Annotated in this window: 19 protein-coding genes and 1 pseudogene; 16 read left to right on the plus strand and 4 right to left on the minus strand. The window is 37.8% G+C overall.

All coding sequences use genetic code 11. The annotated features are described in order from the left end of the window. Positions 1-137 precede the first annotated feature (137 nt). Entirely contained in the window at positions 138-1508 is a 1371-nt protein-coding gene (locus AT575_RS02955) for a 6-phospho-beta-glucosidase (RefSeq protein ID WP_102777085.1), read from the minus strand. A 175-nt stretch (positions 1509-1683) separates the two neighbouring features. Between AT575_RS02955 and AT575_RS02960 the strand changes: the two genes are divergently transcribed. Then, positions 1684-2559 carry a MurR/RpiR family transcriptional regulator gene (locus tag AT575_RS02960; protein ID WP_102777086.1) on the plus strand — a complete coding sequence of 292 codons (876 nt, stop codon included), beginning with the start codon at positions 1684-1686 and terminating at the stop codon, positions 2557-2559. Between the two features lie 85 nt (positions 2560-2644). Continuing rightward, positions 2645-5113 carry an FAD-dependent oxidoreductase gene (locus AT575_RS02965; protein WP_102777087.1) on the plus strand — a complete coding sequence of 823 codons (2469 nt, stop codon included), beginning with the start codon at positions 2645-2647 and terminating at the stop codon, positions 5111-5113. Between the two features lie 115 nt (positions 5114-5228). Here AT575_RS02965 and AT575_RS02970 read toward each other — a convergent pair. Then, positions 5229-6137: pseudogene (locus tag AT575_RS02970) on the minus strand (polysaccharide deacetylase family protein). Positions 6138-6321: 184 nt separating this feature from the next. Between AT575_RS02970 and AT575_RS02980 the strand changes: the two are divergent. The 12 genes from AT575_RS02980 (at position 6322) to AT575_RS03035 (ending at position 16875) form a co-directional block, all read left to right on the plus strand. Further along, on the plus strand, positions 6322-7608 hold the full coding sequence (locus AT575_RS02980) for a homoserine dehydrogenase (protein ID WP_102777089.1): 1287 nt from the start codon (positions 6322-6324) through the stop codon (positions 7606-7608). A gap of 1 nt (position 7609) precedes the next feature. After that, positions 7610-8473 carry a homoserine kinase gene (thrB, locus tag AT575_RS02985; protein ID WP_102777090.1) on the plus strand — a complete coding sequence of 288 codons (864 nt, stop codon included), beginning with the start codon at positions 7610-7612 and terminating at the stop codon, positions 8471-8473. Positions 8474-8559: 86 nt separating this feature from the next. Then, positions 8560-9849 (plus strand): bifunctional folylpolyglutamate synthase/dihydrofolate synthase, encoded by a 1290-nt coding sequence (locus AT575_RS02990; RefSeq protein ID WP_102777091.1) that lies wholly within the window; start codon positions 8560-8562, stop codon positions 9847-9849. Beyond that, entirely contained in the window at positions 9842-10405 is a 564-nt protein-coding gene (gene folE, locus AT575_RS02995; RefSeq protein WP_102777092.1) for a GTP cyclohydrolase I FolE, read from the plus strand. The genes AT575_RS02990 and folE overlap by 8 nt, the downstream gene beginning before the upstream one ends. An 8-nt stretch (positions 10406-10413) precedes the next feature. After that, a complete protein-coding gene (folP, locus tag AT575_RS03000) occupies positions 10414-11214 on the plus strand; it encodes a dihydropteroate synthase (protein ID WP_102777093.1) in 801 nt (266 codons plus the stop codon). Between the two features lie 6 nt (positions 11215-11220). Next, complete coding sequence (folB, locus tag AT575_RS03005; RefSeq protein WP_102777094.1) at positions 11221-11580, plus strand: dihydroneopterin aldolase; 360 nt, start codon at positions 11221-11223, stop codon at positions 11578-11580. Further along, positions 11577-12068, plus strand: a complete 492-nt coding sequence (folK, locus tag AT575_RS03010; protein WP_102777095.1) for a 2-amino-4-hydroxy-6-hydroxymethyldihydropteridine diphosphokinase — start codon at positions 11577-11579, stop codon at positions 12066-12068. The genes folB and folK overlap by 4 nt, the downstream gene beginning before the upstream one ends. Positions 12069-12176: 108 nt before the next feature. Beyond that, positions 12177-13067, plus strand: coding sequence for a UDP-N-acetylmuramate dehydrogenase (murB, locus tag AT575_RS03015; RefSeq protein WP_102777096.1), 891 nt, complete (start codon positions 12177-12179; stop codon positions 13065-13067). A gap of 36 nt (positions 13068-13103) precedes the next feature. Next, positions 13104-14258, plus strand: coding sequence for an ABC transporter ATP-binding protein (locus AT575_RS03020; RefSeq protein ID WP_102777097.1), 1155 nt, complete (start codon positions 13104-13106; stop codon positions 14256-14258). Beyond that, positions 14242-15036 (plus strand): ABC transporter permease, encoded by a 795-nt coding sequence (locus AT575_RS03025; RefSeq protein ID WP_102777098.1) that lies wholly within the window; start codon positions 14242-14244, stop codon positions 15034-15036. Before AT575_RS03020 ends, AT575_RS03025 begins: the two co-directional genes overlap by 17 nt. Further along, a complete protein-coding gene (locus AT575_RS03030) occupies positions 15033-15809 on the plus strand; it encodes an ABC transporter permease (RefSeq protein ID WP_102777099.1) in 777 nt (258 codons plus the stop codon). The genes AT575_RS03025 and AT575_RS03030 overlap by 4 nt, the downstream gene beginning before the upstream one ends. Beyond that, positions 15802-16875 carry an ABC transporter substrate-binding protein gene (locus AT575_RS03035; RefSeq protein WP_102777100.1) on the plus strand — a complete coding sequence of 358 codons (1074 nt, stop codon included), beginning with the start codon at positions 15802-15804 and terminating at the stop codon, positions 16873-16875. The genes AT575_RS03030 and AT575_RS03035 overlap by 8 nt, the downstream gene beginning before the upstream one ends. 256 nt (positions 16876-17131) lie before the next feature. Here the strand turns inward: AT575_RS03035 and AT575_RS03040 are convergent, their stop codons facing one another. Then, positions 17132-17824, minus strand: a complete 693-nt coding sequence (locus AT575_RS03040; protein ID WP_102777101.1) for a response regulator — start codon at positions 17822-17824, stop codon at positions 17132-17134. A 1-nt stretch (position 17825) separates the two neighbouring features. Further along, positions 17826-19349, minus strand: a complete 1524-nt coding sequence (locus AT575_RS03045; RefSeq protein WP_102777102.1) for a Spo0B domain-containing protein — start codon at positions 19347-19349, stop codon at positions 17826-17828. Between the two features lie 226 nt (positions 19350-19575). Between AT575_RS03045 and AT575_RS03050 the strand changes: the two genes are divergently transcribed. Both AT575_RS03050 and AT575_RS03055 read left to right on the plus strand, forming a co-directional pair. Continuing rightward, positions 19576-20847, plus strand: a complete 1272-nt coding sequence (locus AT575_RS03050) for a 2-hydroxycarboxylate transporter family protein (RefSeq protein ID WP_415746921.1) — start codon at positions 19576-19578, stop codon at positions 20845-20847. Between the two features lie 34 nt (positions 20848-20881). Beyond that, positions 20882-22045 (plus strand): NAD(P)-dependent malic enzyme, encoded by a 1164-nt coding sequence (locus tag AT575_RS03055; protein ID WP_102777104.1) that lies wholly within the window; start codon positions 20882-20884, stop codon positions 22043-22045. Positions 22046-22064 lie beyond the last annotated feature (19 nt).

Below are 22064 nucleotides of genomic sequence, written 5' to 3' on the forward strand. Positions count from 1 at the left end.
GGTTTGGTCCTCATGGCCAATAATCTACTGAAATACAATAAGAGAATGATAAGAAATTAAAAACAGAGAATCACATCAAACGTGAGTCTCTGTTTTTATTAGTTATGAAGACTTTTGTCCCAGCCTCCTTTATTTTCTTATTGGCAGAGTTGGCGAACTTTTTCGTCCTTAATTTGGATACCTTCCTTTTCTAAGCGAGCAATGCTATCTGTAAATTGAGGGAGATGCTTTTTGTGAGCAAGTAGGAGTTCATTGAGAACATTTTTTGCTCGCTCACCACTTGGAATTAATGGATTAATGATGAAGGCTTGTAAGGCTGTACCATAGTTGCCTGTTACAGCAGCTTCAATGGTTAAGAGTTCCATGGCTTTCATGACCTGAAGCCAGCCACGTTCAGCTGTTGGTAAATGACCGAAGGCTACTGCACGAGCACCTGCAGCGCCAACATTAGCAGTTACTTCAACGGCACAATCTGCTGGTAAATCTGGGACAGCTCCATTGTTCCGCGTTGAGACAACTAATTCTGTATTTTTATTGCTATAAATAGAAGCAATGGTTTCACAAGCAGCATCAGAATAGTGGGCTCCGCCACGTTCTTCTAATTCTTTGGGTTTGTAATTGAGTTCAGGGTTTCGATAAAGATCAAAAAGACTCTTTTCAAGTGCGTAAACTTGCTCGGCCCTTGTTCCAATTGTCTTGTACTCTTCAAGTCCATGCGCTAGCATTTCATCAAAACGGTAGTAGTAGTTATGGTAACCGCAAGGGAGCATTTTCATTGCTTCCAATTGTTCTTTGAAGAAGGGAATATCGAAGATGTTTTTTGGAAGTGTGGTGTTCTCATCATACAGGCGATTGATGACTTCCATTGTTAAGTCATTGCCTTTTTTGTCAGCAACTTTATGCCAGTGGAAGTGGTTAATGCCGGCAAATTTATAAATCAGCTCATCTTCAGGAGTCTCAAGTAAGGCAGCTTCGCCCATTCTAAGCATTACTGGTAAATTACATAGACCAATGACCTTTTCCCATTTACCATAGCGCAAGACAGCTTCAGTTACCATTCCAGCTGGGTTAGCAAAGTTGATTAGCCAGGCGTTTGGACATAAGCGTTTCATATCTTCTACGATTTCTAAAATGATTGGGATCGTTCTAAAGGCTTTAAAGATTCCTCCAGGGCCATTAGTCTCTTGTCCTAAAATCCCATAGGAGAAGGGAATCCGTTCATCTTTGATACGGGCATTGAGTTGGCCTACCCGAAATTGAGTAGTGACGAAGTCGGCATCTTTTAGGGCTTCTTCGCGATCTAAGGTCAGGTGCACTTTAACATCATATGGACTTGCATCCCACATGCGCTGTGCCATTGCTCCTACAATTTCTTGTTTTTCTTTACCTTCTTCTACATCGACTAGCCAGATTTCTGTAATCGGTAATTCATCATAGCGTTTGATAAATCCCTCCATCAATTCTGGTGTATAGCTACTGCCTCCGCCAATTGTTGCAATTTTAACCATGAGCTTGCTCCTTTGTAAGTGTTTTCTATATACTTCGAGTATAAGCCAAAGAAAAATATATGCAAGGTATGTGAGGGATTCTGTAAGATATTTTACAAATATTTTCAAATATTAAGTGAATTTTGTAAATAATTTTGTTAAACTGACATTAGTTAAAAATTGAGAGGAGTCATCAATGCTGATTAAAGAAGAAATGGAAAGTTTGTCTTTCTCACCTGCGGAATCAGTGACAGTAGCTTATTTATTGGAAAATGCTGGTCAATTGGAAAATATGAGTATTCAAGCCGTAGCTAAAGCGACTTATACGCAAGCATCTAGCATTGTTAGAATTGCCAAGAAACTTGGATTTAAGGGTTGGGTAGATTTTAAAAAAGCCTATTTATCAGAGCATGCCTATTTAAGTCGCCATTTTACCAAAGTGGACTCTAATATTCCTTTTGAAGCTGGTGATTCACCCTTGTTAATTGCCTCGAAAATTGGTCATTTAGAGCAATCGACTATTGAAGATTTATTAAGTCTCTTGCAACAGGACTATTTGCAAGAAGCGCAAAATCTCTTGGTTGCGGCTCAAGTCATCTACATTTTCGGTCAAAGTGCCAATTTACTGATTGCTGAGGATTTTGCCTTAAAATTACGTCGCTTAGGGCGCCTTGTCCATGTTGTTTCAACTTTAGGTGAAGAAAGATACGAAGCACATAATATGTCTCCGGGTGCTATTGCATTATTGTTATCAACTTCCGGAGAAACACAACCTATTCTCGATGTAGCTAAAATTGCCCGTATCAAAAAAGTAAAAACCATTGGTATCACCTCCATCGGTAATAACCGCTTGTCAAAACAAGTAGATCTCTTCTTACCCATAACAACACGTGAAAAACTCTATTCTAAAATCGGTAATTTTAGCAGTAATATTGCCATCCATGTTCTCCTCGACATCCTTTATTCTTTGGTCTTTGCGAGTTCCTATGATCAGAACTTACAACATATCAAGGTAACAGGACAAAAAATTGATTTGCGCAATTCAGCAACCTTATTGATGGAAGAAGATTAGTCCTTTTATTTAGTCATTTTTTTCTTTACAATATACCTTAAGGGGTATATAATAATGATATAAATCACAAACTAGGAGAATATAAATGGCTAAAAAAATACTAATTATTGGAGGAGTTGCTGGAGGTGCAACAGCAGCAACACGACTACGGCGCCTAAGCGAAGAAGACGAAATTATTCTTTTTGAAAAAGGGGAATATATCTCCTTCGCAAACTGTGGCCTCCCTTATCATGTCGGTGGAAGCATTAAAGAACGGGACAATCTCTTGCTTCAAACAGTTAAAGGTATGAGTACCCAGTATGGTATTGATATTCGTAATTTTTCAGAGGTCTTAAGTATTAATCCAGAAGAAAAATCCATAACTGTAAAAAAACTTCAGACTCAAGAAACTTATGAAGAAACTTTTGATCAATTGATTATTTCCACTGGGGCTAAAGCCATTAAACCAGCTATTCCAGGTTTAGAAGAAAGCCAAAATGTCTTTACCCTTCGTAATATTCCAGATATGGATCTCATTAAAGCCTACATCTCAGAACACAAGGTTGCTAGTGCAACTGTAATCGGTGGTGGCTTTATCGGTCTAGAAATGATGGAAAACCTAGTTGAACTTGGACTTCAAGTTAACCTGGTTGAAATGGCACCTCAAGTCATGCCTAATCTCGACTTTGAACTGGCTCAACAATTACATGCTCAAATCAATATGCATGGTGTTAATCTCATTCTCAATGACGGTTTAGCAAAATTTTCGGATAAAGGGCATCTCTTACATCTTAATAGTGGTAAAACGCTCGCGACTGATATGACCATCCTCTCAATCGGTGTTCTACCAGAAAGTAGTTTAGCTAAAGAGGCGGGATTAGAGCTTGGTTTCAAAGGTGCTATTAAGGTCAGTCCGCAAATGGAAACCTCGGCCAAGGATATTTATGCTATTGGTGATGTTATTGAAGTTCAAGATCTCGTATCTGGAACAGCCACCAATATTCCCTTGGCTTGGCCGGCTAACCGTCAAGGCCGTCTTGTAGCAGATGTTATCAATGGTATTAACGCCGACTATCCTGGAACACAAGGAACTTCGGTTGCTAAAATTTTCGAATTAACTGCTGCTAGTACCGGTAACAATGAACGCCAATTGCAAAATCTGGGAATTCCTTATAATGCCATTCATATCCATCCCAACTCACATGCTGGCTATTACCCTGGTGCGGCTCCAATTGCTCTTAAGCTTTTGGTAGGAATGGAAGATGAGATTCTTGGCGCCCAAGCAGTAGGAACAGAAGGGGTAGAAAAACGGATTGATGTCATTGCTACCGCTCTAAAATTCGGAGCGACAGCAAGTCAATTAGCAGCAGTCGAATTAGCTTACGCTCCACCTTACTCATCAGCAAAAGACCCAGTCAATATGCTTGGTTATGTTGCGGATAACCTTAAGGTTGGCAACTATCAGTCTTTCCAATGGTCAGAAGTCGATGATTTAGCCGAAAAGGGTGCTTATTTCTTAGATGTTCGTGAAGATTTTGAATTGGCAACAGGCACAATTGCTAATAGTCATCAGATACCATTAAATCAACTTCGGGAAAGACTAGCGGAATTACCAAAAGACCAGACCATTTATGTCTACTGTCAGGTTGGACAAAGGGGATATAATGCTGCTAGAATCCTCATACAAGCTGGTTTTGTGGTCAAAAACCTTGATGGTGGCTACAAAACCTACAAAAATAGCAAATACAAATTAAAAGAATTCTATATTAAAAAAGAAGATTTTGCAGATGTTTTGGAAGAGATTCAACCAAAATCTCGTCCTAGTACTGATTTAGAAATGGTTACTTTAGATGCCTGCGGTTTGCAATGTCCTGGTCCAATCTTAAAAGTCAAACAAACTATGGATAAGATGCAAGATGGTCAATTATTGAAAGTAGAAGCCAGTGATTTTGGTTTCTCAGCTGATGTTGAAAACTGGGCTAAAAATACTGGTCATCAAGTTATTGATAACAAGATTGAAAACAATAAGGTCATTGCAACTTTACAAAAAGGACAAGGACCAGTTCTGTCACAAAGTCCACTCGTAGCACAAGAAGGTGTTCTTCAAGAAGGTAAAAATGGCGCAACTATGGTTGTCTTTAGTGGTGACTTTGATAAAGCCATTGCCTCAATGATTATTGCAACAGGAGCAGCTTCTTTTGGTAAGCCAGTAACTATCTTCTTTACTTTCTGGGGCCTATCAATTCTCAAAAAGAAAGAGGTTCAGAAAAAAGGAATGGCTAAACTCTTTGACATGATGTTACCGTCAAGTGCAGATAAACTGCCTCTTTCAAAAATGAATATGGCTGGCATGGGGCAAAAAATGATTAAGTCCATTATGAAAGAGAAAAATGTTGATCCACTCCCAGCTATGATTGAACAGGCCCATCAACTAGGCGTTAAATTTGTAGCTTGCACTATGTCAATGGATTTAATGGGCATTGAAAAAGAAGAACTCTTTGACTTTGTTGAATATGGTGGTGTCGCAACCTTTATTGGGGACAGTGAACAGGCTAATATGCAATTATTTATTTAAGTTTGCTTAAGCAACATATTCTTCATGGGGTTAAAAACGAATTATTTTTTTCTCATTAAAAATAACATTTGAATCATTTAAAAAAGCATTTGAAGTTACTTCAAATGCTTTTGTCTTAGTTTGTTTGAATATAGCTTAGCAGGTCTTGGGCCTGTGTATTCGGCATGATTCGAACGCGATTTAAACTGAGCAACCCATCTGTGGCGCTAGCTAAGCCTCATTGGTTGTGACGCCTAATTTGTAGTTTAGATTTTTAGCAAGCTCCAGAGTGGTATCACTATACCGGCCTGCCGGATAAGCAATGGCAATGGTTTCTTGCTCTAGGTTTTGATTCAGGTAGTCCATAGAATCTTTCATTTCAGATTCTTGACTAGCTGGATCAGACATTTCTAAGTCGGGATGGTTTACGGTATGGTCTTGGAAGGACATGCCTTTTGTCTTCATTTCTTTCATCTCATCCACTGTCAAATTGCCAGGACGCATTTCTTGAGTAAAGCCTGTGATGACATTGTTGGTAGCTTTTGCCTGGTATTTTTTGAGGATAGGATAAGCAGTGGTGTAAAAATCTTTCATGCTGTCATCAAAGGTTAGCCAAACCACTTTTTCAGCAGGAACTTCATTTTTGGTCAGAACCCGGTAAGCCTCTTCTGGAGTCAGAAAGTAGTAGCCATCTTCTTTAAGTGCTTTGATGTGGGCTTCAAAGGTTTGTGGGTCGACGATGAGATTAGCATTTGCGGCTTCTTCTGGTGCCATGACATGAATGGCGTGGTACATGAGAATTGGGATTTTCACAATGTCTTCTTTTTTAGTCCAATTTACCGTTTTTTTGTTTTGCTTTTTTCTGACTAACCTTTACGGTCTTTGTTTCTTCTCTACTTACGTGATGACTTTTTGGAAAAAAGTCCTGAAGGTTTTCCGTCAATTGAACTTTAAATAGCAAAACTACTAGGCTAAGGCTAGTTACTAATAATAGTAGAAGGAGACTAGTCACTAATCTTATTTTTCTTTTATGTTTTTGTCTCATGGGAGCTCCTCTGATAATTGTAATGGTATTATAACATTTTAAGGAGCAGATATTAAGTCAATTCAGAATTTTTACAAGACTTTTGTTAATTTTCTATCAAAAATAGGCAAAGTTTGGTATAATAATTCAGATATTGAGATATATTTTTGTAAAAAAACGAACAAAATGCATGAGGAGGATGTCCATGGCATTGAAAATAGCTTTATTAGGTTTCGGTACTGTCGCAAGTGGTCTACCATTTTTATTAGAAAAAAATGGTGATAAAATAAGAGCTGCCTTCGGTGGTGATTTAGAAATTACCAAAATTTTAGTACGTGATGACAATGAAGGTTATCGTTTAAAAGAAAAAGGTCATAGCTATCAATTTGTGACTTCAATTGATGACATTCTCAAGGACCCTGAAATTGCCATCGTTGTTGAATTGATGGGGCGAATTGAACCCGCAAAAACGTATATTTTAGCAGCTCTCGATGCTGGTAAACATGTTGTGACAGCTAATAAAGATTTGATTGCTTTACATGGTCCTGAAATCCAAGAAAGTGCCAAATCAAAAGGTTTAGCCTTTTACTATGAAGCCGCTGTTGCTGGTGGAATTCCGATTTTAAGAACCCTAGCTAATTCTTTCACGTCAGATAAGATTAAGCGTGTTTTGGGCGTTTTAAACGGAACTTCCAATTACATGATGACCAAAATGGTTGATCAAGGCTGGACTTATGAAGAAGCTTTAGCAAAAGCCCAAGTGCTTGGCTATGCCGAAAGTGACCCAACCAACGATGTTGAAGGGATTGACGCAGCATACAAAGTGGCTATTTTGAGTCATTTCGCTTTTGGAATGACTATCGCATTTGACGATGTCTCTCATCAAGGGATTTCAACCATAACAGCTGAGGATGTGGCTGTCGCTCAGGAATTGGGCTATGTCATTAAATTGGTAGGTCGTGTGGAAGAAACAGCTAGCGGTATTTTGGCTGACGTCTCACCAACCTTCATTCCTAAAAACCATCCTCTTGCTAGTGTTAATGATGTCATGAATGCTGTCTTCGTTGAGTCAATTGGTATTGGTCAATCCATGTTTTATGGACCTGGTGCAGGTCAAAAACCAACAGCTACATCAGTTATGGCTGATGTCATTCGAATTGCTCGTCGCTTAGAAGATCAGACGGTTGGTAAAGCCTTTAATGAATTCAGTCGTCCAACTAGACTGGCTAATAAAGAAGATAAGTGTAGTCACTATTATTTTGCCATTGAAACACCAGACAAAACTGGTCAGTTATTAAGACTAGCAACAATTTTTAATGAACAACAGATTTCCTTCCAACAAGTGCTACAAGAAAAGGCGCAGGAAGGACGGGCTCGTTTAGTCATCATCACCCACATGATGAATCAACTGCAATTAGAAGCTGTTCAAAGCCAGATTAGTCAAGAAAGTGACTTTAAGCTCTTGAACGCCTTTAAAGTTTTGGGGGAATAAGATGTTAATAAAAGTACCAGCAACTTCAGCCAATATTGGGCCAGGTTTTGATTCCATTGGGATTGCTCTTTCCCTTTATTTAGAGGTAGACATTTTAGAAGCAAGCAGTCATTGGTATGTCGAGCATGATTTAGAAGGAGTACCAACAGACCAGCGCAATCTCCTTGTTGAAACAGCTCTTCGGGTAGCACCAAACATTCAACCGCACCACTTAAAAATGCGTTCAGAAATACCTTTGGCGCGTGGCTTAGGCTCATCATCTTCAGTTATTATTGCTGGGATTGAATTAGCTAATCAATTAGCGCATTTAGACCTCAGTATTGAACGAAAATTTGAATTGGCCAATCAGTTTGAAGGCCATCCTGATAATGTTGCCCCAGCCCTCTTTGGTCAGTTTGTCATTGCTTCTCAATTGGATAACCAATTGGATTATGTGCAAGCCCCTTTTCCAGATTGTGGTCTCGTGGCCTTTATCCCAAATTACGAATTAAAAACCTCAGACTCTCGCAATGTCTTACCTAAACAATTGTCCTATAAACAAGCTGTCTCAGCGTCATCTGTAGCCAATTTGGCAATCGCTGCGCTGCTTAGGGGAGACTTGGAAAAAGCAGGTCGGGCCATTGAAAACGACCATTTCCATGAGGTATACCGGCAAAAATTAGTGAAAGAGTTCCACATCGTAAAAGCAACTGCCAAGTCAGAAGGCTCCTATGCAACCTACCTCTCAGGTGCAGGACCAACTGTCATGACCCTTTGTCCAAAGGAAAAAGTGGCTAACTTAATCAAGCATTTAGAAGGCTTAGACCTCAATGGTCAAATAGTATCCTTGACCATTGATGATCAAGGTCTGCAAGTCATTTCTTAAGATATTTTCAGATAAAAAATGGTATCCACTGTGCTATAATAATACTTATGGCAAGAGTGGATACTCTTTTATTAAGCGAGGAAATTATGTTATATGAAGAAGCCCTAGCTTGGATTCACGGGCAAACGAAATTTGGCATCAGACCAGGACTCAAACGGATGCTTTGGGTCCTGGATAAATTGGGGAATCCCCAAGAAAAGATTTTTGGCATTCATGTGGTTGGAACTAATGGTAAAGGGTCAACCGTTAATAATCTGCAACACATTCTGACTGCTTCAGGCTACAAGGTTGCGACCTTTACCTCACCCTTTATCATGGATTTTCGAGAAAGAATTAGTCTTGACGGTGACATGATGTCCAAAGAGGATTTGGTGACCTGTTGTCAATTGATTAAACCACTAGCTGATCGCATTGCCGTGGAAACCGACCTTGGACCCATCACTGAATTTGAAATTATTACCATCATCATGTTTTACTATTTTGGTCACATGAATCCTGTAGACATTGCCATTATTGAAGCAGGCCTAGGTGGCTTATATGATTCAACCAATGTTTTTAAGGCCTTTGCTGTCATTTGCCCATCAATCGGCTTGGATCATCAGGATATTTTAGGTCAGTCTTATGTGGAAATCTCAAGCCAAAAAGCAGGTGTTATCAAGGGCGGCGAGCATGTTCTCTTTGCCATTGACCAGGATCAAGCCAGAGAGGTCTTTTTGGAACAGTGTCAGGAAACTAATAGCAGGGCCTATGAGTACGGGGTGGATTATCACATGACCAAGTCTGGTGATTCTTACCGATTCTCGTCTGCAAAGGGCACCCTTTCGGATATCAAGCTAGTTATGCCTGGTCAACATCAGGTTGCCAATGCCGCCCATGCTATCCAGGCTTGTCTATTACTCCAAGAAAAACTAGAGAAAATCTCGGCTGACGCTATTCGTACAGGCTTAAGTCAGAGTACCTGGTTGGGTCGGACAGAATTAATGCTACCGAATCTGATGATTGACGGTGCTCATAACAAGGAGAGTGTGCAGGCCCTAGTGAATGTGCTCAAATCAGATTATGCGGACCGCAAGATTCACCTGTTAGTAGCTGCCATTAATACCAAACCTATTGATCAAATGTTAGACTTGCTCAAGGAGTGTGGCAATTTGGAAGTGACCACTTTTAATTACCCAAGAGCATTTGCATTAGCTGATTATCCGCAAGAATTTCCAAAAAATCAGAATTTCAAAACCTGGTTAGAAAAGATGGAAGTTGAACAGTCTGAGGATTTCTACGTGATTACCGGTTCCTTGTATTTTATTTCCGAGGTTAGACAGCATTTTATCAATGAGCGTAAGCTAGAAAAAGAGAGAGGGAAGATTCCGAATGAATAGTCAAAAGGCCGAAGAAGCCATTTATCAATTGTTGGAGGCCTTGGGTGAAGATCCTCAGCGTGAAGGTCTTTTAGATACACCGAAACGGGTGGCTAAAATGTATGCTGAAATGTTTGCTGGCTTGGAGCAAGATCCAAAAGAGGAGTTCACAGCTGTTTTTGCTGAAGAGACTTATGATGATATCGTTTTGGTTAAGGATATTCCTTTTTATTCTATGTGCGAGCACCATTTAGTTCCTTTTTATGGCAAGGCCCATGTGGCTTATTATCCAGCAGACGGGCGCGTGACAGGTCTTAGCAAGTTGGCTCGAGCTGTGGAAGTGGCTAGTAAGCGTCCGCAGTTGCAAGAGCGTTTAACCAGTCAGATTGCGACAGCACTTGATGAAGCCTTACATCCTCATGGTGTCTTTGTTGTGGTAGAAGCTGAGCATATGTGCATGACGATGCGTGGTATCAAAAAACCTGGCAGTAAAACAGTCACAAAAATGGCCAAAGGCTCACTAGTGGGTGACCGTGATAGCCAACGTTATATTTTAGAATTAATTAAAGACAAGTAGGAGTAGCTATGAAAATTGGGAAACACAGCTTGGATGCCAATGCAGCCATAATGGGAATTCTTAATGTGACGCCAGATTCCTTTTCTGATGGTGGTTCTTATACCATGCTTGATCAGGCATTAGCACAAGTGGAAAAAATGATTGCTGACGGGGCCAAAATCATCGATGTTGGTGGCGAATCCACGCGTCCAGGTTATGATTTTGTTCCAGCTCAAGAGGAAATTGCCCGTGTGGTACCTGTTATCAAGGCTATAAAAGAAAAGTTTGATGTACTTATTAGTATTGACACTTACAAGACAGAGACGGCTCAAGCTGCACTTGAAGCAGGGGCTGATATTCTAAATGATGTTTGGTCAGGACTTTATGATGGCAAGATGTTAGACTTAGCTGCTAAGTGGCAGGTTCCGATTATTTTAATGCACAATCAGGAAGACGAGACCTATTCAGATGTGGTTACTGATGTTTGCTCATTCCTAAGGGAACGCAGTCAAGCTGCCTTGGATGCTGGATTAGCTAAAGAAAATATTTGGATTGATCCAGGCTTTGGTTTTGCCAAATCAGTTGAGCAAAATATTGATTTATTAAAAGGTTTAGACCAAGTTTGTCAGCTAGGCTACCCTGTCCTTTTTGGTATTTCTCGTAAACGTGTGGTCGATGCCTTGCTTGGAGGTAACACTAAGGCATTAGAGCGCGACCAAGGAACAGCTGCTCTTTCGGCTTATGCCCTTTCTAAAGGTTGTCAAATCGTGCGTGTGCATCATGTGGCTGAAAATAAAGACATCGTTAGTGTTTTAGAAAAATTAATGTGAGGAAAGATGGATAAAATACGTTTAAATGGTTGCCGTTTTTATGGTTATCATGGGGCTTTAGCAGAAGAACAAGTGCTGGGTCAAATTTTCGTTCTTGATTTAGAATTAGCAGTGGATTTAAGCGCAGCTTCATTGACCGATAACTTAGAAGAAACAGTTCATTATGGTCATGTCTTTGATCGGGTTAAGGACTTGGTGGAAAAGCAACGTTTCGCCTTAATTGAGCGCTTAGCCGGTGCTATTTGCCAGGATCTTTTTGAGGCCTTTGAACCGATTCAGGCCATCACCATCAGCATTAAAAAAGAGAATCCGCCGATCGCAGGTCACTATGATTCTGTAGGCATTGTTTTGGAGCGTCGCCGATGACTAATGTTTATTTAAGTTTGGGTTCTAACATGGGTGATCGTCAGAATTATCTTGCTCAAGCCATTGAAGCATTGTCTCAACTACCTGATACTGAAACGAAAGCTGTATCCTCGCTTTATGAAACACCTGCCTGGGGTAATACCAATCAAGCCTCTTTTCTTAATATGGTTTGTCAATTGGAAACAGATTTGGAGCCTTTGGCTTTGCTGGAATGGATTCATCAGATCGAGGCTGACTTGGGTCGGGTTCGTCATGAAAAGTGGGGACCACGGACCATCGACATCGATATTCTTTTGTTTGGTCAGAAGGAAATGGACTCTGAAGTGCTAACCATTCCCCATCCCTTTATGACAGAAAGAGCCTTCGTTTTAGTCCCTTTATTAGAAATTGCACCTAATGTAATCATTCCAGGAAAAACTGGCTCTAACAAGGATTTTTTGTCGCTTCTGGACGCTAGTGATATAGTATTTTCAGGGAAATTGTCATAAAATTCTTATTGAAAATGATTCTTATTTTAGACAAAATTTGATATAATGGAATCGGCTCTGTGCCGATTTTTTAGTGTTAAAAGAAATGATTCGGAAAGAAGATTAAAAATGATTGAAGAATTATCCGGAATTGATATCCGAGAAAATGAACCTTTAAAGAAATACACTTATACCAAGGTTGGAGGCCCTGCGGATTATTTGGCCTTTCCACGTAATCAAATTGAATTAGAGCGTCTTGTTAAGTACGCTAACCGTGAGAATCTTCCTTGGTTAGTTTTAGGGAATGCCAGTAATTTAATTGTCCGTGATGGCGGTATTCGTGGTTTTGTGATCATGTTTGATAAACTCAACTTGGTGACTGTCAATGGTTATACCATTGAAGCAGAAGCTGGTGCCAATTTAATTGAGACGACGAAAGTTGCTAAATATAATAGCCTAACTGGATTTGAATTTGCCTGTGGTATCCCTGGAAGTGTCGGTGGTGCCATCTTTATGAATGCGGGTGCTTATGGTGGGGAGATCGCTAATATTTTCCTCTCAGCAAAAGTATTGACTAAAGAAGGTGAGATTAAAACGATTACTGCGCGGGAAATGGCCTTTGGTTATCGGATGTCAGCAATTCAAGCCAGTGGCGATATTGTCATTTCAGCAAAATTTGCTTTAAAACCAGGTGATTTTGATCAAATCTCGCAAGAGATGGAGCGGTTAAATCATCTTCGCCGCATGAAACAACCTTTAGAATACCCATCTTGTGGTTCTGTATTCAAGAGACCAGTTGGTTATTTTGCTGGCCAGCTGATTATGGAAGCTGATCTTAAAGGCTACCGTGTTGGTGGAGTGGAAGTTTCTGAAAAACACGCTGGTTTTATGATTAATGTTAATCAAGGGACAGCCCGAGATTATGAGCAATTAATTGCTCATGTTATTGACCGTGTAAAAGCCAACTCTGGCGTTACACTTGAGAGAGAAGTTCGTATTATTGGTGAAGACATCACTTAAAGGGAACTCAACTATATTATGGAGGATTTATGACAATTGACTAAGCCAATTATCACTTTCGAAAATGTTTCTAAAACATTTGAAGACAATGGTACGCAAGTACTTAAAAACATTAATTTTGAACTCGAAGAAGGTAAGTTTTACACTTTATTAGGAGCCTCAGGTTCTGGGAAATCAACCATCTTGAATATTATTGCTGGTCTCATTGATGCCACTAGTGGTGATATTTACCTAGATGGTAACCGTATCAACGACCTCCCTATTAGTAAAAGGGATGTTCATACGGTTTTCCAAAATTATGCCCTCTTCCCGCACATGAATGTATTTGATAACGTGGCTTTTGCCTTGAAGTTAAAAAATATCCCTAAAGCAGAAATCAGTAGCCGTGTTAAGGAAACCCTTAAAATGGTTCAACTTGAAGGCTTTGAAAATCGTCCAATCCAAAAATTATCAGGTGGCCAAAGACAACGTGTTGCCATAGCACGCGCCATCATCAACCAACCTCGTGTTGTTTTACTTGATGAGCCTTTGTCAGCTCTTGACTTGAAACTTCGTACGGAAATGCAGTACGAATTGCGTGAATTGCAACAAAGACTTGGTATTACCTTTGTTTTTGTTACCCACGATCAAGAAGAAGCTCTCGCCATGAGTGACTGGATTTTTGTCATGAATGATGGTCAAATTGTTCAATCAGGAACTCCGGTTGATATCTACGATGAACCCATTAACCATTTTGTTGCTAACTTTATTGGAGAATCAAATATCATCAACGGTACCATGATTGAAGACTATCTGGTTTCCTTTAATGGTAAAACCTTCGAATCAGTCGATGGTGGGATGCGTCCTAATGAACCAGTTGAAGTGGTAATCCGTCCAGAAGATTTACAAATTACCCTTCCTGAAGAAGGAAAGTTAAAAGTTAAGGTCGACACACAATTATTCCGTGGTGTCCATTACGAAATTATTGCTTATGATGAACTTGATAACGAGTGGATGATTCATTCTACCCGCAAAGCCATCGAAGGCGAAGTTATAGGTTTAGATTTTACCCCAGAAGATATCCATATTATGCGTCTCAATGAAACGGAAGAAGAATTTGATGCCCGGATTGAGGAGTATGTGGAAGTTGAAGAGCAAGAAGAAGGCTTAATCAACGCTATCGAGGAGGAAAGAAATGATGAAAACCTCTAAGCTTTATGCAGTGCCATATTTTTTATGGATTTTCCTCTTTGTCTTAGCGCCAGTTGCTTTACTCTTTTACAAGTCCTTTTTTGATATTGAAGGTCACCTGACATTAGCTAATTATCAAACCTTTTTTAGCTCGTGGACTTATATTCGAATGAGTTTAAACTCCATTATCTATGCTGGTCTTATCACCTTAGTAACGCTTTTGCTTTCGTACCCAGCAGCCTATTGTTTGACGCGTTTAAAACACAAACAACTCTGGCTCATGTTAATCATCTTACCGACTTGGGTTAATCTTTTGTTAAAAGCATACGCTTTTATGGGGATTTTTGGTCAGCAAGGTGGGGTAAATGCCTTCTTAGATTTCATTGGTGTGGGTCCCCAACAAATCCTATTTACCGATTTTTCATTTATCTTTGTAGCCTCATACATTGAGTTACCTTTCATGATTCTACCCATTTTTAATGCCTTAGATGATATTGATGATAATGTCATTAATGCCAGTCGTGATTTAGGTGCCAATGAATTCCAAACATTTTCAAGAGTTACTTTCCCCTTGTCAATGAGTGGTGTTCGAGCAGGTGTACAAGCCGTCTTTATCCCAAGTTTAAGTCTCTTTATGTTAACGCGTTTAATTGGAGGAAACCGAGTTATTACGCTTGGTACTGCCATTGAACAACATTTCTTAACAACGCAAAACTGGGGTATGGGTTCAACTATCGGAGTCATTTTGATTTTGACCATGCTTGCTATTATGTGGGTAACAAAGGAGAGAAGTAAATGAAAAAATTCGCACCAATTTATTTAACTTTCACTTTTGTCCTTCTCTATGTACCAATCCTTTATTTAATTTTCTATTCATTTAATAAAGGTGGTGATATGAATTGTTTTACAGGTTTTACTCTGGAAAACTATCAGACCCTTTTTGCTGATAGCAGACTCATGTCGATTCTATTACAAACCTTTGTCCTTGCCTTTCTAAGTGCTTTAATTGCGACCTTCATTGGTACCTTTGGAGCTATCTTTATCCATCATACAAAGAAAAAATATCAAAATTCACTCTTATCAACAAATAACGTTTTAATGGTATCACCGGACGTTATGATTGGTGCTTCATTCTTGATCTTATTTACAACCTTGAAATTCCAATTAGGCATGACTTCAGTTCTCTTGAGTCACATTGCCTTTTCAATTCCTATTGTTGTTTTAATGGTTCTCCCAAGATTAACTGAAATGAATCAAGATATGATTAATGCTGCTTATGACTTAGGAGCAAGTCAGTTCCAAATGATGAAAGAAGTCATGTTGCCTTATCTGACGCCAGGAATCATTGCCGGTTATTTTATGGCCTTCACTTATTCCTTAGATGATTTTGCGGTTACTTTTTTCCTTACAGGTAATGGCTTCACAACCCTTTCCGTCGAAATTTATTCACGCGCCCGCCAAGGGATCTCGCTTGATATCAATGCCCTTTCCACAATCGTCTTTTTCTTCTCTATCTTGTTGGTAATGGGATATTATTACATTTCCCAAGAAAAGGAGGAAAAACATGCGTAAACTTTATTCATTCGTAGCAGGAGTAGTTGCGATAATCGTCGTTTTAGCTGGCCTTTCCTTTGCTTTGGAAAAAAAGACAGGGTCGGGTAGTCAATCTGATAAATTAGTGATTTACAACTGGGGAGATTATATTGACCCAGCTTTGCTGAAAAAATTCACTAAAGAAACGGGTATTCAAGTTCAGTACGAAACCTTTGATTCCAATGAAGCCATGTATACTAAAATCAAACAAGGTGGAACCACTTATGATATCGCTGTTCCAAGTGATTACACCATTGATAAAATGATTAAAGAAGGTCTTTTAGTCAAACTGGATAAAAGTAAATTAAAGGGTATGGATAACATCGGTAAAGAATTCTTAGGAAAAAGTTTTGATCCTAAAAATGATTATTCCATCCCTTATTTCTGGGGAACAGTTGGTATCGTTTATAACGATCAACTGATTAAAAACCCACCAAAACACTGGATTGATTTATGGCGACCAGAATATAAAAATCAAATCATGTTAATTGACGGCGCCAGAGAAATGTTAGGGGTTGGTTTAACAACTTACGGTAATTCCGTCAATTCTAAAAATATGAGTCAGTTAACCCAAGCTGAAAACCGACTTCAAGCTTTAACGCCAAATGTCAAAGCAATCGTTGCTGACGAGATGAAAGGCTACATGATTCAGGGAGATGCCGGAATCGGTGTTACTTTCTCAGGTGAAGCCAGTGAAATGCTAGATAGTAATGAGCATTTGCATTACGTTGTGCCATCAGAAGGTTCAAACCTTTGGTTCGATAATTTAGTTCTACCAAAAACCATGAAGCATGAAAAAGAAGCTTATGCCTTCCTAAACTTCATCAATGAACCAAAAAATGCAGCTCAAAATGCTGAATATATTGGCTATGCAACCCCAAATAACAAGGCAAAAGCCATGTTACCGAAAGACATTAAGGAAGATGAAGCGTTTTACCCAACTAATGAAACCATTAAGAAATTAGAAGTTTACGATAACTTAGGTGATTATTGGTTAGGTGTCTATAACGATTTATACTTGCAATTTAAGATGTACCGGAAATAAGCAAAAAACTACTGTTTGACAGTAGTTTTTTATGTATTTTTCTCCTTTTCTTGTTACCAAGTATACTGAAATGTCAAAATTTAACTTGATTATATTTTTTACTTTAAAATGTTATTTTGTTTATTATCAAATAGATATATTGATACTTTACTTAACTATCTCGGATGCTCGCGTATTACTTTGGAATTCCAGATTATGCTAGGGCGTAAAGTATCACTATTATAAAAACTAAAACATTTCTTTTAGTTTTTATAATTTATTTGATTTCTAAATTACGGTAAACTCTATAAGGGCGGCCAACTTTTGTATAGATTTGTTCACTTACAAGTTGCTTATTTTCTTCTAAATAGGCAATATATTTTCGTACAGATACATGAGAAAGTGAAGAAATCTCAGTAACATCTTGTATCGTGAATGGGTTTGGGAGTTTTGAAATTGAATCTATAATTAACTGATAAGTTGCTTGTGAAAGTCCTTTATCCAAAAATTGCTTTTCTTTGTTTGTTGTTTCAAAATGGATTGATGAATTTAATTTTTTTAGAGCATCAATATCATCCTGATTAATTATTGATTGATTTAACTGTTTCTGGTGATCTAAGAAACGGTTGATACTTACTTCAAAGCGATCATAGGTAAAAGGTTTAATAAGGTAATCAATAATTCCTAAATGAAAACCTGATTTTATGATTTTACCATCATTTGCTGCTGAAATAATAATTACTTCGCAATTGACGCGATGATTGCGAATATACTCTAACAAAGTAATCCCATTACCATCCTTGATATGGATATCTAGTAAAATCAGATGAATTGGAAATTCTTTTAATTTCAATTGTGCGTCCTGAATGCTATCGCTAGATAAAATAGTATTAAAGTGACCAATTTTCTCTAAATAATTTCGGTGGATGAAGTCGACCATTGGATCATCTTCAATAATAAGTACATTCATGTTATTCTCCATCATAAGGAATTTTAATTGAAAAAGCTAACTGTTCTTTTAAGGATTCGTTTTTGATTTGACTATGTGTATCTTGTAGAAGTTGATTAAAGTAACTAGTTGAAAGGAGATTATTTAAGTCATTCCATTCGAGATCATGTTCTATAATTTGATAATAACTATTTAGATAACCCTTTTCATAGAACTGGGTGATAATTAATTTTTTTATTTTCCATTTTGATAAGAGATTCTCATGCAAATAGCGGAAAATCATTAAGAAATTGTTGAGTTGATTTTGCGAATGGCATTCTGGAATGTCACTGCTTACTTCGACACTTAAGTTAATGCCTTGCTCTCTGTATTTATTTTCCTCACCAATTAGAAAACTCGCTAGCAATGGTTCTTTTATCAGAACGGAAAGATGGGTTAGACTATCTGTTTCTTCATCGATTATACTATCTAAATAGATTTTTAATTGGTCATAATAATGGATATCAACTAGACCATAAAGGACATGTAGATGATTCATAAATTTATGAGTTTGTGCTTGCAAAGCTGAGGCGTATGTTGTTGTATAAACAAGTTGATCCATTGTATAGATAGCGTCAGCAGCTTTTCTGAGAAAAATAAGATACCCCCTTAAATCGTTATTTACGGAAATGGGTGAAATGGTAATGAGGTAATCCTCGTCAATAAATCTAAAAAGTTGCTCGTGTCCCTTTGCCAAGTCGATTTTAGAAAAATAAGGAAATAGGTTTTCAAATTTTTGTCCCTGAACATTTTTTAAGGACAAGGTGCTTTCGATAAGATTTTTAGCTGACTGATTGGCAAGAGTAACATGATGTGTTTTATTAATAATAAAAACAGCATTATTAATCTGATCTAGCATAGCATTGCGTTCTTCTAAAAGTTGGTAGATTTCGCTAGGTTCCAAATTATGTAATTGTTTCTTAAGACGTAAGGCAATAAAACTAGTTACTAAAAGACTAATTAGAATACAAATGAGTAAAGCAGAAGTGTATTTTTGTTTGCTATCATTAATAACATCGTTCAAAGTTTTTAGTTTTAATCCAACAGCGATAGCCCCAATTTGTTTCTGTTTTGTATCATATACTGGTACTAAATATCGAATTGATTTTCCAAGGCTTCCGTTAGCTGTTGATATGACTTCTTTACCATGTAAGACATTTTTTTCATCACCACCTTGGAAAGGGTGACCAATTTTTTCAGGATTAGGATGAGTTAATCTGATTCCTTTCATATTCATGACGACTACAAAATCTAAATTATAACTTTTTGCAGTCTCCTTACTAATAGAAATAATTGACTTATTAGTTTTGTTGTTAATAAGTGCTTTTTTTATTTCAATATTTTTAGCCAACATTTGACCAGTTGATGTTAATAAATGGGTTTCTTGAACTTTTATTGAATTGTGTGTTTCATGAATCATAATAGCGTAAAAAACACTTGTTGTTAATGCTATCATTGTTACTAAAACTAATGATAAACTTGCCCATAATGACAATTTTTTCTTCATAATTTCTCCTATTATTTGAGTATAACACAGCCAAAAAGAGAGGACTAGTTTAAATTAATTAAATAAGTTGATTTTCTTTAAAATAATTAAACAAATTAAATAATCTATATTTTTCTTTTTGAATCACCTATACTTTAGGTAATTCAAAAAGGGAGGTTGTATCATGGAAACAAAGAAAAATAACCATGGTCAAACACAAGTTGTAACTGAGGAAAAAAGATCCTGGATGTCTTTTAAAGTTGGCTCTGTACCTTTGCCAGTTTATCTGACTTTAGCGACTTTAATTTTCATAACAGGTTATCTACAACAATTACCTGTTAATATGTTAGGTGGTTTCGCTGTTATTCTATCTATGGGATGGTTATTAGGAACAGTGGGAGCCAATATTCCAGGATTGAAAAATTTTGGTGGTCCAGCCATATTATCATTATTAGTTCCTTCAATTTTGGTATTCTTTAATCTCTTGAATCCAAATGTTTTAGAGGCAACAAATATTTTAATGAAACAAGCTAACTTTCTTTATTTCTATATAGCTTGTTTGGTTTGTGGTAGTATTTTAGGAATGAACCGTAAAATGCTTATTCAGGGTCTGTTTCGAATGATAATTCCAATGCTACTTGGGATGATTTGTGCAATGGCAGTAGGGACTTTAGTTGGAGTGATTCTAGGAATGGAATGGAAACATGCTCTATTCTTTGTTGTCACACCTGTATTAGCTGGCGGTATTGGTGAGGGTATATTACCATTGTCATTAGGATATAGTTCTATTACAGGAGTTGGTAGTGAGCAGTTAGTAGCTCAACTTATTCCTGCTACCATTATTGGAAATTTCTTTGCAATCATGTGTACAGCCTTACTTAATCGTTTTGGGGAAAAACACCCTGAGTATTCTGGCAAAGGACAATTAGTAAAAGTAGGTAATCATGAAGATATGGCTGATGCACTTAAAGATACCTCTGGTGCATTAGACATTAAATTAATGGGTGGAGGTGTTTTAACAGCTTGCTCACTTTTCATCGCTGGTGGCCTCTTACAAAGTTTAACAGGATTTCCTGGTCCGGTATTAATGATTATTTTAGCAGCATGTTTAAAATATTTAAACGTCATTCCTCAAGAAACTCAGAATGGTGCAAAACAACTTTATAAATTCATTTCTGGAAATTTCACCTTCCCATTAATGGCAGGTTTAGGACTTTTATATATTCCTTTGAAGGATGTAGTAGCCACACTTAGCTGGCAATACTTTGTGGTGGTTATTTCAGTAGTTTTCACCGTCATCTCAGTTGGATTCTTTGTTTCACGTTTCCTTAATATGAACCCTGTTGAAGCGGGTATCATTTCAGCTTGTCAAAGTGGTATGGGAGGTACCGGAGACGTTGCCATCTTAAGTACTGCTGATCGCATGAACTTAATGCCTTTTGCACAAGTAGCGACTCGTTTAGGGGGAGCAATTACAGTTATTACAATGACAGCAATTTTACGAATCATTTTTAAATAGCTAATCTAAAAATATATGAAAAGAGGATATTATTATGACAGTAGATTTAGGACAATTAGCATTAGACCAAGCGAAGAGATTTGGTGGAAAATTGGAAGTAAACTCAAAAGTTGAAATCAATGATAAACATGATTTAAGTATTGCTTACACACCAGGCGTCGCAACAGTATCAAAAACAGTGGCTGAAAATGAAGAACTTGCTTATGAACTAACTACTAAGAAAAATACAGTCGCAGTAGTTAGCGATGGATCGGCAGTATTAGGGTTAGGAAATATCGGTGCGAAAGGCGCTATGCCAGTTATGGAAGGTAAAGCAGCATTATTTAAAAAATTTGCTAATGTTGATGCAGTACCTATCGTTCTTGATACTAATGACACAGAAGAAATTATTTCAATTGTTAAAGCTATTTCACCAACTTTTGGAGGGATCAATTTAGAAGATATTTCAGCACCTCGCTGTTTTGAAATCGAACAACGACTTATCGAGGAATGTGATATTCCTGTATTTCATGATGATCAACACGGTACTGCAATAGTAGTACTAGCAGCAATTTTTAATGCTCTAAAATTAATTAACAAATCAATTGATCAAGTTAAAGTTGTTGTGAATGGGGGAGGCTCTGCGGGACTTTCAATCACTAGAAAATTATTAGCTGCCGGTGCCAAACATGTCACTGTCGTTGACAAATTTGGCATCATTAATGAAAAAGACGGGAACAAATTAGAAGCGCATCATTTAGAAATTGCAAAATTAACCAATCGTGAGTTTCTTTCTGGTACACTTGAAAATGCCCTTGAAGAAGCAGATATTTTTGTAGGCGTATCAGCACCAGGTGCCTTAAAAGCAGAATGGATTAAAAATATGGCTGAAAAACCTATCATTTTTGCCATGGCAAATCCTGTTCCAGAAATTTTCCCAGATGAAGCTTTAGAAGCAGGAGCTTATATTGTTGGTACTGGCCGTAGTGATTTTCCAAACCAAATCAATAATGTTCTTGCTTTTCCAGGTATTTTCCGTGGAGCATTAGATGCGCGTGCTAAGAAAATCACAGTTGATATGCAAATTGCTGCAGCAAAAGGGATTGCCAGTCTAATTCCTGAAAATGAATTAACAACCACAAATATTATTCCAGATGCTTTCCAAAAAGGGGTAGCAGAAATTGTTGCTAAAAGCGTTAGCGATGCAGTATCTGAATGATATGAAATCAGACTTCCTA

This window comes from Streptococcus penaeicida (genome assembly GCF_002887775.1).
Taxonomy (GTDB): Bacteria; Bacillota; Bacilli; order Lactobacillales; family Streptococcaceae; genus Streptococcus; species Streptococcus penaeicida.

Excerpts from the sequence above, each read along its gene's own strand:
- AT575_RS02955 (WP_102777085.1), bottom strand. The coding sequence starts at position 1,508 with ATGGTTAAAATTGCAACAATTGGCGGAGGCAGTAGCTATACACCAGAA.
- AT575_RS02960 (WP_102777086.1), top strand. The coding sequence starts at position 1,684 with ATGCTGATTAAAGAAGAAATGGAAAGTTTGTCTTTCTCACCTGCGGAA.
- AT575_RS02965 (WP_102777087.1), top strand. The coding sequence starts at position 2,645 with ATGGCTAAAAAAATACTAATTATTGGAGGAGTTGCTGGAGGTGCAACA.
- AT575_RS02980 (WP_102777089.1), top strand. The coding sequence starts at position 6,322 with ATGGCATTGAAAATAGCTTTATTAGGTTTCGGTACTGTCGCAAGTGGT.
- thrB (WP_102777090.1), top strand. The coding sequence starts at position 7,610 with ATGTTAATAAAAGTACCAGCAACTTCAGCCAATATTGGGCCAGGTTTT.
- AT575_RS02990 (WP_102777091.1), top strand. The coding sequence starts at position 8,560 with ATGTTATATGAAGAAGCCCTAGCTTGGATTCACGGGCAAACGAAATTT.
- folE (WP_102777092.1), top strand. The coding sequence starts at position 9,842 with ATGAATAGTCAAAAGGCCGAAGAAGCCATTTATCAATTGTTGGAGGCC.
- folP (WP_102777093.1), top strand. The coding sequence starts at position 10,414 with ATGAAAATTGGGAAACACAGCTTGGATGCCAATGCAGCCATAATGGGA.
- folB (WP_102777094.1), top strand. The coding sequence starts at position 11,221 with ATGGATAAAATACGTTTAAATGGTTGCCGTTTTTATGGTTATCATGGG.
- folK (WP_102777095.1), top strand. The coding sequence starts at position 11,577 with ATGACTAATGTTTATTTAAGTTTGGGTTCTAACATGGGTGATCGTCAG.
- murB (WP_102777096.1), top strand. The coding sequence starts at position 12,177 with ATGATTGAAGAATTATCCGGAATTGATATCCGAGAAAATGAACCTTTA.
- AT575_RS03025 (WP_102777098.1), top strand. The coding sequence starts at position 14,242 with ATGATGAAAACCTCTAAGCTTTATGCAGTGCCATATTTTTTATGGATT.
- AT575_RS03030 (WP_102777099.1), top strand. The coding sequence starts at position 15,033 with ATGAAAAAATTCGCACCAATTTATTTAACTTTCACTTTTGTCCTTCTC.
- AT575_RS03035 (WP_102777100.1), top strand. The coding sequence starts at position 15,802 with ATGCGTAAACTTTATTCATTCGTAGCAGGAGTAGTTGCGATAATCGTC.
- AT575_RS03040 (WP_102777101.1), bottom strand. The coding sequence starts at position 17,824 with ATGAATGTACTTATTATTGAAGATGATCCAATGGTCGACTTCATCCAC.
- AT575_RS03045 (WP_102777102.1), bottom strand. The coding sequence starts at position 19,349 with ATGAAGAAAAAATTGTCATTATGGGCAAGTTTATCATTAGTTTTAGTA.
- AT575_RS03050 (WP_415746921.1), top strand. The coding sequence starts at position 19,576 with ATGTCTTTTAAAGTTGGCTCTGTACCTTTGCCAGTTTATCTGACTTTA.
- AT575_RS03055 (WP_102777104.1), top strand. The coding sequence starts at position 20,882 with ATGACAGTAGATTTAGGACAATTAGCATTAGACCAAGCGAAGAGATTT.